At 73.6% G+C, this 14,428-nt stretch carries 12 protein-coding genes; 8 read left to right on the top strand and 4 right to left on the bottom strand.

The window, feature by feature from the left end:
• From VMF70_06710 to VMF70_06695, 4 genes are read right to left on the bottom strand one after another with little or no spacing between them, the layout of a single operon-like run.
• On the bottom strand, positions 1–1,809 hold the full coding sequence (locus VMF70_06710; GenBank protein ID HTT67702.1) for a glycosyltransferase family 39 protein: 1,809 nt from the start codon (positions 1,807–1,809) through the stop codon (positions 1–3).
• Positions 1,806–2,513 (bottom strand): uracil-DNA glycosylase, encoded by a 708-nt coding sequence (locus VMF70_06705; protein HTT67701.1) that lies wholly within the window; start codon positions 2,511–2,513, stop codon positions 1,806–1,808. The genes VMF70_06710 and VMF70_06705 overlap by 4 nt, the downstream gene beginning before the upstream one ends.
• Complete coding sequence (locus VMF70_06700; protein ID HTT67700.1) at positions 2,510–2,881, bottom strand: response regulator; 372 nt, start codon at positions 2,879–2,881, stop codon at positions 2,510–2,512. Before VMF70_06700 ends, VMF70_06705 begins: the two co-directional genes overlap by 4 nt.
• A complete protein-coding gene (locus VMF70_06695) occupies positions 2,866–5,226 on the bottom strand; it encodes a type II/IV secretion system protein (GenBank protein HTT67699.1) in 2,361 nt (786 codons plus the stop codon). The genes VMF70_06700 and VMF70_06695 overlap by 16 nt, the downstream gene beginning before the upstream one ends.
• A 98-nt stretch (positions 5,227–5,324) precedes the next feature.
• Here VMF70_06695 and VMF70_06690 point away from each other — a divergent pair, with 98 nt between their 5' ends.
• The 8 genes from VMF70_06690 to rpsI all read left to right on the top strand — a co-directional run bounded on the left by VMF70_06690 (position 5,325) and on the right by rpsI (position 14,404).
• Entirely contained in the window at positions 5,325–7,109 is a 1,785-nt protein-coding gene (locus VMF70_06690) for a 2-oxoacid:acceptor oxidoreductase subunit alpha (GenBank protein ID HTT67698.1), read from the top strand.
• An 11-nt stretch (positions 7,110–7,120) separates the two neighbouring features.
• Entirely contained in the window at positions 7,121–8,020 is a 900-nt protein-coding gene (locus VMF70_06685) for a 2-oxoacid:ferredoxin oxidoreductase subunit beta (protein HTT67697.1), read from the top strand.
• A 102-nt stretch (positions 8,021–8,122) separates the two neighbouring features.
• On the top strand, positions 8,123–9,397 hold the full coding sequence (aroA, locus tag VMF70_06680) for a 3-phosphoshikimate 1-carboxyvinyltransferase (protein HTT67696.1): 1,275 nt from the start codon (positions 8,123–8,125) through the stop codon (positions 9,395–9,397).
• Positions 9,398–9,404: 7 nt separating this feature from the next.
• Positions 9,405–10,121 (top strand): (d)CMP kinase, encoded by a 717-nt coding sequence (gene cmk, locus VMF70_06675; GenBank protein ID HTT67695.1) that lies wholly within the window; start codon positions 9,405–9,407, stop codon positions 10,119–10,121.
• A 117-nt stretch (positions 10,122–10,238) separates the two neighbouring features.
• The gene (locus VMF70_06670; protein HTT67694.1) at positions 10,239–12,035 is read left to right on the top strand and encodes a 30S ribosomal protein S1; all 1,797 of its coding nucleotides are present in this window, start codon (positions 10,239–10,241) and stop codon (positions 12,033–12,035) included.
• An 84-nt stretch (positions 12,036–12,119) separates the two neighbouring features.
• Positions 12,120–13,373, top strand: coding sequence for a methyltransferase (locus VMF70_06665; protein ID HTT67693.1), 1,254 nt, complete (start codon positions 12,120–12,122; stop codon positions 13,371–13,373).
• 174 nt (positions 13,374–13,547) lie between these two features.
• Positions 13,548–14,006 (top strand): 50S ribosomal protein L13, encoded by a 459-nt coding sequence (rplM, locus tag VMF70_06660; GenBank protein HTT67692.1) that lies wholly within the window; start codon positions 13,548–13,550, stop codon positions 14,004–14,006.
• 14 nt (positions 14,007–14,020) lie between these two features.
• Complete coding sequence (gene rpsI, locus VMF70_06655) at positions 14,021–14,404, top strand: 30S ribosomal protein S9 (protein ID HTT67691.1); 384 nt, start codon at positions 14,021–14,023, stop codon at positions 14,402–14,404.
• Positions 14,405–14,428 lie beyond the last annotated feature (24 nt).

Below are 14,428 nucleotides of genomic sequence, written 5' to 3'. Positions count from 1 at the left end.
TCAGCGGTCCCGGGAGGGAGTCGGCGCCGCCGGGTGCGTCGCGGGCCGGCTCGTCGAGTCGGGCAGCTCCGCGGAGGGCGCGGGGCTGGTGGCGGTGTCGGACGGCGACGGGGCGCCGAGGAACGCGCCCCACCAGCCGGGTGCCACGGGTTCCACCTTGGCGAAGGCGCGCCAGGCGATCGAATCCAGCGCGGCCCGCTGCCGCTCGCCGGCCAGCAGGTACGTGGCCGGGCCGCGCCCGGCGAGCCAGCGGTCCACGTCGGAGCGCCGCACCACGCCGGCCGGCCACTGCGGCGCGCGCCGCAGGACGAAGGTCACGTAGTTGCTCGTGGTCTCGCTGCCGTCGCGGGTGATCAGCGTGACGCGCTGCTTGAGATAGAAGGGCAGGCCGTTGGGGAGACACTCGAGGCATGCCAGCTCGGTGCCGGGCGGCAGCGCCGGCATGCCGGCGGCGAGCGTGCGGCCCGAGTCGGCCTCGGCGTACGCCTCGACGCCGCCGAACGCGACCGTGAGCAGCAACAGCGGCAGGAGGGCGAACGTGGCGCAGGCCATCACCAGGGCGCGGCTCGACAGGGCGGCGATGGCCACGAGGGCCAGCGCGCCGACCGACCAGAGGAGCGGCGCCGCGGCCGGCCCGAGCAGCGATGCCTCGCCGCCCTCGAGGCCGAGCAGCGCGGGGAAGCCGCCGGGGTGCCCCAGACCGGCCGCGAGCAGTGCCGCGGTGCCGAGCCCGATCACGGCCAGCGCGGCGGTGGCGCGCCAGAGGAGAGCGCGGGCGTAGCCGTCCTCGGCTTCGAAGGCCAGGTCGAGGACGCGGGCGATCAGCATGCCCAGGGCCACCACACCCGTCAGCACGTAGCCCGGCAGCTTCGACTGCGACACGGAGAAGAACAGCACCACCACGACCGCCCAGGTCATCAGGAGCCGGTCCGCGCGCGTCCAGCGCGCCCGGGCGCGCAGCGCGCCGGCGACCGACTCCGGCAGCAGCAGGCTCCAGGGGAACAGGACGGCGAACGTCACCGGCGCGTAGTACCACCACGGAGCGGTGCGGTGGAAGCTCGACGTGGTGAACCGGTGCAGCGACTCCTCGACCAGCCCGTAGTAGGCGAAGTCGCGCCGCACCCACGCCAGGCCGAGGAACCAGGGCAGCACGATGGCGAGGAACAGCAGCACGTTGCGGGCGGCGAACACGCGGCCGAGGGCGCGGGCGTTCCCGTCCACCAGGTTGAAGGCCACCAGCACGAGGACGGGGAGCAGGAACCCGACCGGTCCCTTGAGGAGCGTCCCGACCCCCGCGCACGCCGCGGCCGCCAGGTACCAGGCGGCTCGCGCCGCGCCGTCGCGCTCTTCCGCGCGGAAGCCCGCGAGGATGGCCCCCGTGACGAACAGCGCCAGGGGCATGTCGAGGATGACGATCCGGGCGAAGGCGACGATCAGCGGCGTCGTGCCGACCACCAGCACCGCCAGCGCCGCGGCCCGGCCGCCCCAGGCGTGGCGGCAGAACGCCCAGACCAGGCCGAGCAGCGCGAGCGCCGCGAGCGCGCCCGGCAGGCGCGCGGCGGTCTCCGTCTCACCGAGCGCGCTCATCGAGAGCGCGACCATCCGGAAGTAGAGCGCGGGCTTGTCGAGGTAGGGCAGGCCGTCGTAGGTCGGCACCAGCCACGCGCCCGCGTCCTTCATCTCGCGGGCGACCTCGGCGTTGCGGCCTTCGTCCGGCTGGATCAGCGGGAGGGTGCCGAGCCGCGCGAACAAACACCCCCCGGCGACGAGGAACGCGAGCAGCGTGCCGAGGCGCCGGCGCACCGTCACGCCCGCGCCCGGCCCAGGGCCCGGCGCGCCTCCGCGAACACGCGGTGGAACATCGGGCGGGTCAGGAGGCCGGTGTTGGTGTTCCGCTGGCTCGGATGGTACGACGCGATCAGCAGCGTGCCGTCCGCGAGCCGCGTGGTGGCGCCGTGGCCGAACCGCGGGACGCCGCCGCGGGCGAGCCGGCCCTTCCAGCCGGACGCGGTGAGCCACGCGTCGTGGGCGAGCCGGCCGAGCGTGACGACGACCTCGACGTGCGTCAGCAGGTGCAGCTCGGCCTCGAGCCAGCGGCGGCACGTCGCCTCTTCGCGGCGCGAGGGGCGGTTGCCCGGCGGCGCGCAGCGGACGGCGGCCGTGACGAAGCAGTCCTCCAGCGACAGGCCGTCGTCCCGCGACACCGACCGCGGCTGGTTCGCGAACGCGTACCGGTGCAGCGCCTCGTACAGCCAGTTCCCGCTCGCGTCGCCCGTGAACATCCGCCCCGTGCGGTTGCCGCCGTGCGCCGCGGGCGCCAGCCCGACCACCAGGAGCCGCGCCCGTCCGTCGCCGAAGCCGGGCACCGGGCGCCCCCAGTACTCCTGGTCGGCCCAGGCCCGCTTCCGCCGGCGCGCCACCTCGAGGCAGTGGCGCCTCAGCCGCGGACAGCGCTCACAGCCGACCACGGCGCGGCCGACGGCGGCGAGCGTGGCGAGACCGGGTCCGCTCACCCGGCGTGGCTGAGGAACGCCTCGACCGAGCTGGCGAACGTGCTGACGTCGATGGGCTTGGTGAGATACCCGCTGAAGCCGGCGCGGAGCGCCTTCTCGCGGTCGCCGCTCATGGCGTGCGCCGTGAGCGCCACCACGGGCGGAAGCGCGGGTCCGAGGTCCGCGACCAGGCGCTCGAGCAGCTGGAAGCCGTCCTCGCCCGGCAGCTGGATGTCGAGCAGCACGACCTGCGGCGCCTCCGCCCGCATCGTGGGCAGCAGCTGCTCGCCGCCCGGCAGTCCCACGACCCGGTGTCCCCGGATCGAGAGCACCGCGGTGAACAGCTTCATGTTGTCGGGGTTGTCCTCGACGATCAGGATCTTGGCCACGTGTAGTGCACCCCCGCGCGCCGGAGCACGGCGCGGACCCGGACGACGAGCGACGACGGCTGGATCGGCTTGGTGAGGTAGTCCTCGGCGCCCAGCTCGATGCAGCGGGCCTCGGTCGCCGGATCGTCGTGCACGGTCACGACCACGACGGGCACGGCGCGGCCCGCCAGGCGGCGCCGCAGCGCCTCCAGGACCCCGAAGCCGTCCAGCCGCGGCATGTCCATGTCGAGCAGCAGTATGGCCGGCGCGAGCCGCTGCGCCAGGTCGAGGGCCTCCAGGCCGTCGGCGGCCTCGGCCACCTCGAACCCCTGGGCCTTCATGATCGTGATCACCAGCACCCGCATCGCGGGATCGTCGTCCGCGATCAGCACCAGCGGCGGCTTTTCGGGGGGCGCCGGCCCCTCGGGCGGCAGCTCGGCGAAGGCCGCCGCGGGCGGCACTTCGGCGAACGGCGCGGCGGGCGGGATCTCGGAGGCCGGCGGCGGAGGCGGCGGAGGCGGCGGGACCGGGGCAGGCGGCACTGCCGGCCTGGCGGGCGCGCGCGCGGGCGCCGGCGCAGCCGGCGCGGCCGGCGGCGCCGGCGCGGCGGCGTGGGACTCGGAGTGCACGATCTCGACGGCCGGCTCGTCCGCGACGCGCGCCAGCTCCTCGTAGGACGTCTCCCCCACCCAGACCCGGCGCAGTCCGGCCTGCCACAGGGTGCGCATCCCGTAGCGCTGCCCGGCGCGGACCAGCGCGTCGGGGGACGCGCCCGACCCGATGGAGCCCGCGATCGACGCGTCGATCGCCAGGGTCTCCTGGATCGCGGCGCGGCCGCGGTACCCGGTGAAGCCGCACTCGGGGCACCCCTTGGCGGCGCGGATGGCGACCGGCCGGTCGAAGTCGGCCGGCGGACGGCTGGGCGGCGGGAGCGAGGTCACCTCGGCCGGCACCGCGCAGCGCTCGCACAGCCGGCGGATCAGGCGTTGCCCCACGATGCCCCGCAGCGAGGAGGCGATGACCCGGTCGTCGAGGCCGAACTCGCGCAGCCGCGAGATCGTCGCCGCCACGCCCCGGGTGCGCAGGACCGAGAGGATCAACCTCCCGGCCCGCGCCGCCTGCCAGGCCGCTTCCGCGGTCTCCGCGTCGCCGATCTCCCCGAGCAGGATCACCTCGGGATTCTGCCGCAGCGCCGAGCGCAGACCCTCGGCGAAGGTGAACTTGCCCTTCTGACTCACCTCGATCTGGTTCACGCCCTGCAGCCGGAACTCGATCGGCGACTCGACCGTCGCGACGTTGCCGGCGCGCTGGTGGGCACGCAGGAACACCGCGTACGTCGTGGTGGTGGTGCCGCTGTCGGTCGGACCGACCACGACGATCGCGCCGTCGCGGCTCGCGAGCAGCCCCTCGAGCGCGGTCCGCTCGTCGGGCCACAGCCCCAGCTCGCCGAGTGACGTCAGCGCCGCCGACGGATCGTGCAGCCGCACCAGCACGCTCTCGCCCAGCCGGCCCACCGGGGCGGTGGACACGCGGAGGTCCCAGTCCTTGCCCTCCACCTGCGCGGTCGCGCGCCCCTCGTGCGGGTGCAGCGGGTCGGCGATGTCCAGCTTCGCGATCACCTTCAGGCGCCGCACCACGGAGCCCGCCGCGCCCGGCGGCACCTTCATCACGTCCTTGAGCACGCCGTCCACGCGGTAGCGGATCACCAGCCCCTGCTCGGAGGGCTCGAAGTGCACGTCGCTCGCCCGCTCGCGCACGGCGTCGGCGATCGCGGCGTCCACCAGCCGCGCGGCCGGCGCTTCGACTCCGGTCGCCGGCGGCGCGGCCGCCGCCTCGCCCGCGGCCTCGGCCGTCCGCGCGGTGGTGAGCCCACCCACCAGTCGCTCGATCGGCCGCTCCGGCCGGTAGACCTCGTCGAGCCGTTGCATCAGCAGGGACGGCAGGGCGTACTGGAACTCGACCTGGCGGCCGGCGACGAAGCCCAGCGCCTGCTCGGCGTCGAGGTTCAGCGGGTCGGCCGTGGCGATGCGGATCACGCGGTTGGTGGCCGAGAGCGGGAGCACGCCGTACTGCCGCGCGACGCCCTCGAGGACGAACTGCGTCGCGGTCGGATCGACCTGGGCGAGGTTCGCCGCCGGCACGTGCGCCGCGCGTGCGGCCGTCCTGATCACGACGTCCGCCGCGACCCACCCCTTCTGGATCGCGGCAGTCGCCACCCACTCCGGCGCCTGGCGGCGGAACTGCTCCACCGCGTCGGGGGGCAGCAGCTTCTCGCGCTCCAGTGCCACGAGCAGCCAGGCGTCACGCGGGAACTTGGCGCCGGCGGGGTTGGCGGAGGGGTGCAGCGTCGGGCGTGGCGCGGTCATTGCATATGAAGGTTGCGTGCTTTGTCCGCTGCGTCAAACTCAATTAGATTGCGCTCTTGGCGAATTCCGGGCTGCGCGCTCGGGATGGAGGACGGAAGATGTCGCGTGACGACCTCATCGTGGGAATCGCCGGCGCCGGTGGCGACGGGGTGGTTTCCGTGGGTGAGCTGCTCATACAGGTGGGGGCCCACGAGGGCCTGTTCGGCATGCTGGTGAAGTCGTTCGGCCCGCAGATCCGCGGCGGCGAGTCGTCGGTGCGGGTGCGCCTCGCCTCGCGGCGGGTGCTGTCCCAGGGCGACGACCTCGACGTGCTGATCGCGTTCAACTGGGCGGACTACGGGCGGTTCCGGAGCGAGCTGGCTCCGGGCCCGGCGACGCTCATCTACGTCGACGAGCTGGACAAGACGCCGCCCGAGCAGATTCCGCTGCCGGAGAGCCTCAAGGGCGCGGTGATCCGGGTGCCGTTCGAGAAGCTGGCGGTGGAGAAGGGCGGCAGCGCGCTGGCCAAGAACATCGTGGCGGTGGGCGTGCTGGCCGGGGCGCTGAGCCTGCCGCGCGACGGCTTCGCCCGGGCGATCGAGAAGAAGTTCGGCCGCAAGGGCGAGCAGGTCGTGGCGGCGAACATCGCGGCCCTCGACGCCGGGGTGGCGGTCGCGGCGGAGCACCCGCGGGTGGCGTCGCGGGTCACCGTCAGGGAAGGCGAGGCCCGGATGGTCATCTCCGGCAACGAGGCCTTCGCCTTCGGCTCCCTGGTGGCGGGATGCCGGTTCTTCGCGGGCTACCCGATCACCCCGCAGTCGGAAGTGATGGAGTGGCTCGGCAAGGAGCTGCCGAAGTTCGGCGGCACCATGATGCAGCCGGAGGACGAGCTGGCGTCGATCTCGATGGCGATCGGCGCGTCGACCGCGGGCGTGAAGGCGCTCACGGCGTCGTCGGGCCCGGGCATCTCGCTCAAGCTCGAGGCGATGGGCCTGGCCTCGATGGCCGAGCTGCCGCTGGTGGTGCTCAACGTGCAGCGGGTGGGGCCCTCGACGGGCATCCCCACGAAGACCGAGCAGGCGGACCTGCTGCAGGGGCTGTACGGCACCCACGGCGACGCGCCGCGGGTGGTGGTGTCGACCACCGACGTGCAGGACTGCTTCGAGGTCGCGGTGGACGCGTTCAACATCGCCGAGCGGTACCAGACCCCGGTGCTGGTGCTGTCGGACCAGGCCATCGGGCACCGCACCGACGCGATCCCGCCCTTCGACCTGGGCACCGTGAAGGTGGTGGACCGGCGGATCGCCACCGAGGCCGAGCTGGCGGCGGTGGACCCGCACCACGGCTTCAAGCGGTACGCCGAGACCGACAGCGGCGTGAGCCCGATGACGATCCCGGGCCAGGCGCGCGGCAACTACCTGATGAGCGGCCTGGAGCACGACGAGCGCGGCTGGCCGGTGTCGGGCTCGGCGGTGCACCAGCAGATGAGCGAGAAGCGCGCGCGCAAGCTGGAGGTGGTGCCGCGCGACTACGAGCACCTGACGCTGGTGGCGGGCGATCCGAAGGCGGAGGTCGCGCTGCTGGCGTGGGGCGCGGCCAAGGGCGCGGCGCTGGAGGCGGTGGAGCAGCTCGCCGCCGCCGGCTTCCCGGTGCGGGTGGTGATCCCGCGGCTGCTGATGCCGTTCCCGCTCGAGCGCGTCGAGCGCGAGCTCGAGGGGCGGAAGGTCATTCACGTCGTCGAGCTGTCGTTCTCGGGCCAGTTCCACACCTACCTGCGCAGCCTGCTGCGGCCGGAGCTGATCGCGCGGCTGGTGCGGCACTCGCGGGCCGGAGCGGCCCCGCTCGGCGTGAACGAGATCTGCCGCTGGATCGGGCCCGCCGCCCAGTCCATCGCGGCCGACTGAACGAGGGATCCATGGCGCATCACGCGGTAACCCAGCTCACCCAGAAGGACTACAAGGCCGCCCTGCAGCCGGTGTGGTGTCCGGGCTGCGGCGACTTCGGCGTCGTCGCGGCCATCTACCAGGCGCTGGCGAAGCTGAACCTCGATCCCGACCACACGATGGTGGTGAGCGGGATCGGCTGCTCGTCCCGGCTGCCCGGGTACGTGAACACCTATTCGTTCAACGCGATTCACGGCCGCGCCATCCCGATCGCGACCGGGATCAAGGTGGCCAACCCCGAGCTGACGGTGATCGCGGTCGGCGGCGACGGCGACGGATTCGCGATCGGGACCCAGCACTTCGTGCATGCGGCCCGGCGCAACGTGGACATCACCTACGTCTGCATGGACAACTCGATCTACGGGCTCACCAAGGGCCACGTCTCCCCGACGACGCCCACCGACGAGGTGACCAAGACGAGCCCGTACGGGAACATCGAGGAACCGATGAACCCGGTGCTGATGGCGCTGGCGTGCGGCGCGACGTTCATCGCCCGCAGCTTCTCCGCCGAGGTGAAGACGTCGGTCGAGCTGATCGTCCAGGCGATCGAGCACCCCGGGTTCTCCTTCGTCCACCTGGTGTCGCCCTGCCCGGTGTTCCGCGGGCGGCAGCAGTTCGACTGGGTGAAGGAGCGGGTGCGCCGCACTCCCGAGGGCTTCGACTTCACCAAGCGCGAGCAGGCACGGGCCATCGCGTTCGAGGACCCGGACGAGAGCATCACGCTGGGGCTGATCTGGCGCGACCAGCGGCCCAGCCTCATCGCGCGGCAGCAGGCCGTGCGCGACAAGGCCTCGGCGAAGGGCACGCCGACCTACGAGGACATCCTCCATTCCTTCATTCCCGACTTCGGCGCGGTCGGCGCCGCGCGCTAGCCGCTGCGGCGGGCGGGAAGGCGGGGAGGGCCACGCAGCACGGCCCTCCCCTTGTTGTATGCCGGATCGGGCCGCGCCGGCCGGCACGGCGGGGAGCCGCCGGTGATCGCGCGCGGCGAGGTGACGGTGCCGGGCGACAAGTCCATCACGCACCGGGCGCTGCTCCTGGCCGCGCTGTCGGGAGGGCGGTGCACCCTGCGCTCCGCGCTCGCCGCGGGCGACACGCGCGCGACCGCGGCGGCGCTGCGCCGCCTGGGCGTGCAGGTCGGCCGGCTGGGCGGGCGCGGCGCGGTCACGGTCGTAGGCGGCGGCCTGCGGCCGTGCCGCCCTCCGGCCGGCGTGCTCGACTGCCACAACTCGGGCACGACGGCGCGGCTGCTGCTGGGGCTCCTGGCCGGGCACGGCTTCGAGGCGCGGCTCACCGGCGACCGCAGCCTGCGGCGCCGGCCGATGGCGCGGGTGACGGAGCCGCTGCGCGCGATGGGGGCCGCCATCACGGCCGCGGCGGGCGAGCGGCTGCCGCTCGCGATCCGCGGCGGCCCGCTGGCGCCCCTCGCCTGGCGGAGCCCGGTGGCGAGCGCCCAGGTCAAGACCGCGCTGTTCTTCGCCGGCCTGGTGGGCGGCGTCGCCGTCTCGGTCACCGAGCCCGTGATTTCGCGGGACCACACGGAGCGCCTGCTCCGGCTGCTCGGCGTCCGCGTGACGGTGGAGGGCACGACGACCACCGTCGAGCCGCCCGAGACGCTGCCGGCGTTCGACGGCGAGATCCCCGGAGATTTCTCGTCGGCCGCCTACCTGCTGGCGGCCGGGATCCTCGCCGAGTCGGGCGAGGTGGTGGTGCGGAACGTCGGCATCAACCCGACCCGCGCCGGGTTCCTGCGGGTGCTCGAGCGCATGGGGGCCGTGGTCGAGGTCCGCGGCCGGTGGGTCAGCCTGGGCGAGCCGGGCGCCACGCTGGTCGCGCGACCCGCGGCGCTCGCCCCGGTCGTGGTCGAGCCGGAGGAGATCCCGAGCCTGGTGGACGAGGTGCCGCTGCTGGCGTGTCTGGCGTCGCGAGCGGAGCGCGGGTGGACGTCGGTGTTCCGCGGCGTCGGCGAGCTGCGCGTGAAGGAGAGCGACCGGCTCGCGCTGGTGGCGTCGAACCTGGCGGCGCTCGGCGTCGCCGCGCGCACCGAGGGCGACACGCTGTTCGTCGAGGGGGCCGCCGCGCCGCCCCGGGGGCGGGTGGCCACGGCCGGCGACCACCGCCTCGCGATGGCGTTCGCGGTGCTGGGCACGGTGCCGGGGGCCGCGGTGGAGCTTGACGACCACCGGTCGGTCGCCATCTCGTATCCCGACTTCTTCAGGGACCTGGCGAGTGTCCTCCACGCCTCGTAGCCGCCCCGTGATCGCGATCGACGGCCCCGCCGCCAGCGGCAAGAGCACGACCGCGCGGGCGGTGGCCGACGCGCTCGGCTACGCGCACATCGACAGCGGCGCGTTGTACCGCGCGGTGACGCTGCTCGCGCTCGAGCGGCCCGAAGCGCCGGAGCGCTGGCGTCCGGAGGAGCTGGTGGAGCGGGCCCGCGCCCGCGGGCTCGGGCTGGCTCCGTCGTCGTCGCCAGGCACGGTGGCGGTCACCCTGGACGGCGCGGCGGTCGGCGAGGCGCTGCGCAGCGAGGCGGTGACGCGCGAGGTGTCGCGGGTGGCGGCGATGGGGCCGGTGCGCCAGCTCGTCAACCGGCTGCTTCGCGCGGCCGCGGCCGGCGGCGGCGTGGTGCTCGACGGTCGGGACATCGGCACCGCCGTCTTCCCCGATGCGGAGGTGAAGGTGTTCCTGGTGGCGGACCCCGCCGAGCGCGCGCGCCGGCGGCTCGCCGAGCGGGGGCTCACCACGGATGCGGCGAGCGTGCGCGCCGAGGCGCAGGATCTCGTGCGCCGCGACCAGCGGGACTCCACGCGGGACGTGGCGCCGCTGGCCCGGGCCGCCGACGCGGAGCTCCTCGACACCACCGTGCTCGGCTTCGAAGAGCAGGTCCAGGCCATCGTGGACCTGGTGCGGCGCGGGCCGGGCGGCGGCGGTGGTCGCCCGGCCCACTCGCCTGGGCCCTCCGTCGCTTGACCCGCACGCCGGCGTCGGGTAGCCTATAGGGCTACGTGCGTCCGCCACTGGGGCTGCCGCACGGCCGTGAACCCCTATCCGCGCTGACCGACGCGCGCCGAGGCTGCAGTGTCTACCGTGACCGAAAACGAGGACGCCCAGGAAGCCGAGGCGTCCGCCACCCCCGCCGTTCCGCCCCCGACCACCAAGCTCAACGTCCGGGCCGACCTGTACGACGAGACCTACTCGCCGGAGCAGTACGCCCAGATGATGGCGATGTACGAGGGCACCCTCCAGCACATCGAGGAGGGCGAGATCGTCAAGTCGAAGGTGCTCCGCGTGACGGACAACGCGGTGATCCTCGACGTCGGCTTCAAGTCCGAGGGCGCGGTCCCGATCGAGGAGTTCAAGGACGCGCGGGCGCTCAAGGAGGGCGACGAGATCGAGGTGTTCCTCGAGAACCTCGAGGACAACGAGGGCGCCGTCGTCCTGTCGAAGAAGAAGGCCGACTTCATGCGGGTGTGGGAGCGCATCCGCGTGGCGTACGAGAACGACGAGCCGGTCGAGGGCACGCTGGTCAAGAAGATCAAGGGCGGCGTGGTCGTGGACCTGATGGGCGTGGACGCCTTCCTGCCCGGCTCGCAGATCGCGCTGCGGCGGGTGCCCAACATCGACGAGCTGCTGGGCCAGACCTACCAGTTCAAGATCATCAAGCTCAACAAGCGCCGTCGCAACATCGTCGTGTCGCGGCGCGTGATTCTCGAGGCCGAGCGCGCGACCAAGCGCGAGAAGCTGATGAAGGAGCTCGAGGTCAGCCAGGTGCGGAAGGGCGTGGTCAAGAACATCACGGACTTCGGCGCCTTCATCGACCTCGGCGGCGTGGACGGCCTGCTGCACATCACCGACATGTCCTACGGCCGGGTCTCGCATCCCAGCGAGATGGTCAAGTTCGGCCAGGAGCTCGAGGTCAAGATCCTCGACATCGACTGGGAGCGCGAGCGCATCTCGCTCGGCCTCAAGCAGCTGCAGCCCTACCCGTGGGCGAACGTGGCCGGCAAGTACCCGGTCGGCACGCGGGTGCAGGGGAAGGTGGTCTCGATCACCAACTACGGCGCGTTCATCGAGCTGGAGCCGGGGATCGAGGGGCTGGTCCACATCTCGGAGATGTCGTGGACCCGCAACGTGCGCCACCCGTCCAAGATCGTCTCCATCGGCGAGACCATCGAGGCCGTCGTCCTCAAGGTGGACGAGACCGAGGAGAAGATCTCGCTCGGCATGAAGCAGACCGAGCAGGATCCCTGGATGGTGCTGCCGCTCAAGTACCCGGTGGGCACCCGGATCAGCGGCAAGGTCCGCAACCTCACCAGCTTCGGCGCGTTCGTCGAGATCGAGCCGGGCATCGACGGGCTGATCCACATCTCCGACATGTCGTGGACCAAGCGCGTGCAGCACCCGTCCGAGGTGGTGAAGAAGGGCGACACCGTGGACGTGGTGATCCTCAACATCGACGCCGACAACAAGCGGATCTCCCTCGGCCTCAAGCAGGCGGAGGAGGATCCGTGGCTGAAGATCGGCGAGACCTACCCGGTGGGCATGGAGCTCAAGGGCCACGTGGTGCGCCTGATGGACAAGGGCGTCGTCGTGGACCTCGGCCACGACATCGAGGGCTTCGTGCCGATGAGCCAGCTCGGCGTCGCGGACATCCAGACGCCGGGCGACGCCGTGAAGGAAGGGCAGGTGGTGGTGCTGAAGGTGCTCGAGGTGGACCCGATTCACCACCGGATCGTGCTGGCCGCGATCGAGTTCCCCGACGAGCCGCTGCGGGAGATCCCCAAGCCGCCGATCGACACCGAAGGCGCGGGCGGCGAGGCGGGTGCCGAGGCCGCGGCGCCCGAGGCCCAGGCGCCCGACGCGGGTGGGCAGCCGGCCGCGTAGCCGCGGCAGGCCCGGAGCAGCGAGGCGCCGTCCGGCATCCGGGCGGCGCCTTCGTCATCGAGGCCCTGTGAGCGAGGAACGGGCGTGGCGGACGGCGATGAGACGGTCCTGATCGAATCGCTGGCGGCGGGCGGAGACGGCGTGGGCCGGCTCGCCGACGGGATGACCGTGTTCGTCCCGCGCACCGCCCCGGGCGACCGGGTGCGGGTCGCCGACGTGCGCCGCCGCCGCCGCCACGCCCGGGCCATCCCGGCCGGGGTCGCCGCGCCGGGGCCCGGCCGCGTGGAGCCGCCGTGCCCGCACTTCCGGCGCGACGGGTGCGGCGGCTGCCAGTGGCAGCACCTGAGCACGGTCGCGCAGCTGGCGGCGAAGGCCCGCATCGTGGGCGACGCGCTGCGGCGGATCGGCCATCTCGACGTGCCGGACCCGGACGTGTTCCCGAGTCCGCGCGCCCTGGCGTACCGGGCCACGGTCACCCTCACGGTCCGGTGGACGGCCGCCGGACCCGTGGCGGGCTTCCACGACTACCGCGATCCCGGCCGGGTGATTCCGCTCGAGCGATGCGCGATCGCGCGCGACGAGGTCGCGGCGCTGTGGGACGCGCTGCGGCCCGCGGCGGCGGCGCTGCCGCGGGGAAGCGACGTGCGGCTCAAGCTGCGGGTGGCGCCGGACGGCGGGCTCCACGCGGTGGTGGGCGGCGGCGACGGCGCGTGGGCCACGCCCGGGCCACTCGTTCGGGCAGCGGCCGATCGGGGCCTGGTCGTGACCGTGTGGTGGGAGCCCGCGGGCGGCGCGATGCGGTGGATGGCCGGCCCGCGCTGCGATGCCGGCGCAGTGGCCTTCGAGCAGGTGAATCCCGAGGTCGCGGCGGCCCTGCGGGCGGCGGTGCTCGCAGCGGCGCCGGCCGACGCGGCGGGCCGGGCGCTCGACCTTTACGCCGGCGCGGGCGAGATCGGCCTCGCCCTCGCCGGCCGCGGCTGGGAGGTGGCGACGGTGGAAGCCAACGAGGCCGCGGTCGCGCGAGCCGCCGAGCGGGCGAGGCGCGAGGGCCTCGCCGTGCGCACCGTGGCGGGGCGGGTCGAGGAGCGGCTCTCCGGCCTGTTGCCGGCCCGGCTGGTCGTCGCCAATCCGCCGCGCGCGGGCCTCGACGAGCGGGTCGCGGCGGCGCTCGCCGGCCGGCCGCCCGAGCGGCTCGTCTACGTGTCCTGTGACCCGGCCACGCTGGCCCGCGACCTCGAGCGGCTGGCCGCGGTCCCCGCGCGGCTCCGCGTCCGCTGCTTCGACATGTTTCCGCAGACCAGCCACGTGGAGACCGTGGCGACGCTGGCGGGGGCGTGAGATCCGGGCCGAGCGGAGCGCCCGCGCCGGCGGGCGCCCGCGGGCCGACGGCGGCGGGCGGGACGGTGGTCGCCCCGGTGGGCGGACGCGAACCCCGTTGACCGGCGGCCGCGGCCCGGGTATTTTGCTAAGCTGTCGCGGCTTAGGCCTTTACCAGCGAACGACTTGGAGAGCATGAAGACGCATTCGGTCACGCCGTCAGAGATCGAGCACCACTGGTTCGTCGTGGACGCCACCAACGTGCCGTTGGGGCGGCTGGCGTCGAAGGTGGCGCAGGTGATCCGGGGCAAGCACAAGCCGATCTTCTCGCCGCACCTCGACACGGGCGACTCCGTGATCGTGGTGAACGCGGCGAAGGTGCGGCTCACGGGCCGCAAGCTGCAGCAGAAGCGCTACTTCCGGCATTCCGGCTACATGGGGCACGAGCGGTTCACGTCGCTCGCCACGGTGATGGCGACGCGGCCCGAGCGCGTGGTCGAGCGTGCGGTGTTCGGCATGCTGCCCAAGACGTCGCTGTCGCGGCAGGTGCTGCGACTCAAGCTGCGGGTGTACGCGGGCGCGGAGCATCCGCACGTCGCCCAGCAACCCACGCCGCTGGTGCTGGGCGGCTCTGCGTCTGTGAGGAAGGCATGATTCCCGACGTCCCGATGCGCTTTCACGCCGTGGGCCGGCGCAAGACTTCCATCGCCCGGGTGTATCTCAAGCCGGGCTCGGGCAAGTGGGAAGTGAACGGGCGGACGCTGGGCGACTACTTCCCGCGCAGCTCGCTGGTGTCGCTGATCCAGCAGCCGTTCACGGTGACGGACACGCTCGGCGCCTTCGACGTCAAGGCGAACGTGAACGGCGGCGGCGTGACCGGGCAGGCCGGCGCGCTCCGCCTGGGCATCGCGCGCGCCCTGGTGACGGTGGACGAGCAGCACCGGCGCAAGCTGCGGGAGCAGGGGTTGCTGACCCGCGACTCGCGGGCGGTCGAGCGCAAGAAGCCGGGCCAGCCCGGCGCGCGCAAGCGCTTCCAGTTCAGCAAGCGGTAGACGGGCAGGACATCTCTCACACCG

The organism is Gemmatimonadales bacterium, from assembly GCA_035502185.1.
Taxonomy (GTDB): Bacteria; Gemmatimonadota; Gemmatimonadetes; order Gemmatimonadales; family JACORV01; genus Fen-1245.
The sequence above is the reverse complement of the archived record's forward strand: the minus strand, read 5'-3'. Positions and strand labels throughout refer to the sequence as shown.

Bases quoted from the DNA above. Each gene is read 5' to 3' on its own strand.
- rpsI (HTT67691.1), top strand. From the start codon at position 14,021: ATGCGCTTTCACGCCGTGGGCCGGCGCAAGACTTCCATCGCCCGGGTG.
- VMF70_06695 (HTT67699.1), bottom strand. From the start codon at position 5,226: ATGACCGCGCCACGCCCGACGCTGCACCCCTCCGCCAACCCCGCCGGC.
- rplM (HTT67692.1), top strand. From the start codon at position 13,548: ATGAAGACGCATTCGGTCACGCCGTCAGAGATCGAGCACCACTGGTTC.
- VMF70_06685 (HTT67697.1), top strand. From the start codon at position 7,121: ATGGCGCATCACGCGGTAACCCAGCTCACCCAGAAGGACTACAAGGCC.
- VMF70_06690 (HTT67698.1), top strand. From the start codon at position 5,325: ATGTCGCGTGACGACCTCATCGTGGGAATCGCCGGCGCCGGTGGCGAC.